Genomic DNA, 2,233 nt, shown 5'->3' with positions numbered 1-2,233 from the left:
TTTTATGGACCAAATGTGTTCAGGCAGGTAGGTCAGCTCAGCGGAGGGGAGAAGATGAGGCTCCGTTTAGCACAGCTGATGCATCAGGATATTAATTTCCTTGTGCTGGATGAACCGACGAACCATCTGGATATCGATTCAAGAGAAGTATTGGAAGAAGCATTGGAAGACTTTAAGGGAACCATATTGGCCGTGTCCCACGATCGCTATTTCTTAAATAAACTGTTTCACAAAACCTATTGGATTCATAATGGTAAACTATTCTCATTTGAAGGACCGTACAGCTGGGCAAAAAAGAAACTGGTCGAATTAGCACCTCAAAAAGAGGCAAAGGCATTGGTGAAGAAGCAGGCTGCCCCTGTTCAAGAAAAAGCAGTGCGTGTTGAACCGGCCGTCTCGATTGAAGAGGTGGAAATGGAGTTGGAAGAGCTGGAGGCAAAGATCGCCGTAATCGATGGGGAATTGCTCGCTGAAGCAGATCTGGACGTCCTTCAGGAGCTTTACAGGGAAAAAGAGAAGCTTGAAAAAGACAGAGATGAAAAATATGAACTTCTTGAGAAATGTTTGTGATTTCCGGTATCCTGTTACCATCCACTCTAATGGATGGAAGGTAAGCCGGAAATGAACGGATTAAGGGGATGGCAACATGTGTTATAGAATAACCATCCACCTTTCATCAAACACTAAGAGATAAGGAAAATCCATTGAATACGAGGAATGACAATGAAAACAAAGACTTTAGAGCTAAAAAAAGCAAAGCATGATCAATTGAATGAAATAACGGCCGTTTACCTCAAGAGCAAGAAGGATCTTGATGATAAGAGACTGCTTCAGTGGGATGAAAACTATCCGAACAGGGAGTACTTTGAAGAGCAGATAGGATACGGTGACTTATATTGTTTATATACAGATGGAGAGCTTTCGGGAGCGGTCACATTGAATACGTGGCAGTCCCCTGAATGGGGCAGGATTCCTTGGGAGAATGATGAGGAGCTCGTGGTGCACGCATTGTTTCTGGATCCTTCGAAGCAGGGGAAGGGCCTCGGTACCCGGTTTTTACAGAAGTGCGAGGAGTATGCACTTGATCATGGATATCTCAGTGTCCGTCTGGATGCATATGCAGGAAACGAGGGAGCGAATTCCCTGTATGAGAAATTGGGGTATTCGTACAGAGGGTCGGTCTCTTTCACCTCAAAACCTGAAGGTCATCAGGAATACCGCTGCTATGAGAAGTCTTTGAGTCAGGACGGGGAACATGGTAAAAGAGCCGGACTGAACTAGGGAAAACTGTTCCTGCGTTCATTTTTTGTCCAAATGTACCAGCCTGAATGCCTATGTTGGTGGTCCCCATCAAATGACTTTACAAATATCGACTAATTATATTTATCAAAATAATTCGTACTAGAAAAAGCTGTTTTCCGGCTCCGGCCGGGGAACCGCTTTTTTTTGTTGGACGACGGGGACGCAGGGACAGGTTCAGTGTCCCATTTACGTTGTTAATGGTAAGGTGAAGTGCCATCCATCCCTGTCTTTGATACCTCGAAATAACGGAACCAAAAGCGAAACTCGTCAAAAAGGATGGATCTGTCCAATGTGAATTGGTCAAAGAAATCCTCCAAGTCTTCTGCATCGCTGTCATCAAACAATCCGGTCACATAAAGAGGTGTTTTGAATCGTTTATATAAATCTTCATGACCATAAAAGTGAAATAAATCCTCTATTTGATGTTCGACCATGTTCTTATCCCTCCTTTTTTACTAGGATTGGTCAGTTCTGAAGGATTTATCCGCGGGATGAGGAAGGTGGCTGTTAATCAGACGAAGCTGCTGCAGAAAGAGGCTTCCTACTTTGCTGGAGAAAAAATATAAACCAAATTCAATAATTACGATTCATTTCATGAAATTATGAACCATTCCCAAATAATTATGAAATTTATGTTGAAAAATATAATTCGAGTTAAACTTGCCCCCACGGCCAGTTTTTTAAAAGTTCATCTCCTAAATTCCTGAATCAATGGACATGTTAAAGAAAAAGGAGTGTTGAAGAATGAAAAGCTTGTTCATCTGCTTGGCAGTCATGTTGATCGTGCAAAGTACGGCAGGGGCAAGAAATATCCTGCCGCTGCCGGCACATCATAAGGAGCTGGCCATTGTGATCGACGACTTGGGAAATGATATGGAGGGAACAGAGGAAATCCTTCATCTGCCGGTAACGCTTACCCTAGCCATTATGC

Annotated in this window: 3 protein-coding genes and 1 pseudogene; 3 read left to right on the top strand and 1 reads right to left on the bottom strand. The window is 43.1% G+C overall.

What is annotated here, in order from left to right; genetic code table 11:
- Together HP456_RS23095 and HP456_RS23090 are read left to right on the top strand one after the other, a co-directional pair.
- Positions 1-570: ATP-binding cassette domain-containing protein (locus HP456_RS23095; RefSeq protein WP_172255423.1), on the top strand; the 570-nt coding region annotated here is incomplete at its 5' end.
- Between the two features lie 153 nt (positions 571-723).
- Positions 724-1,281 (top strand): GNAT family N-acetyltransferase, encoded by a 558-nt coding sequence (locus tag HP456_RS23090; RefSeq protein ID WP_172255421.1) that lies wholly within the window; start codon positions 724-726, stop codon positions 1,279-1,281.
- A 215-nt stretch (positions 1,282-1,496) separates the two neighbouring features.
- Here HP456_RS23090 and HP456_RS23085 read toward each other — a convergent pair whose 3' ends face one another.
- Positions 1,497-1,736, bottom strand: a complete 240-nt coding sequence (locus HP456_RS23085; RefSeq protein WP_172255419.1) for a hypothetical protein — start codon at positions 1,734-1,736, stop codon at positions 1,497-1,499.
- A gap of 310 nt (positions 1,737-2,046) precedes the next feature.
- Between HP456_RS23085 and HP456_RS25215 the strand changes: the two are divergent.
- A pseudogene (locus HP456_RS25215) lies at positions 2,047-2,233 on the top strand (divergent polysaccharide deacetylase family protein); the annotation flags it as partial.

The organism is Bacillus haikouensis, from assembly GCF_013179555.1.
In the GTDB taxonomy this organism is placed as follows: domain Bacteria; phylum Bacillota; class Bacilli; order Bacillales; family Bacillaceae_B; genus Rossellomorea; species Rossellomorea haikouensis_A.
Note: the sequence above shows the minus strand (reverse complement) of the source record. Positions and strands in the feature narration are given on the sequence as shown.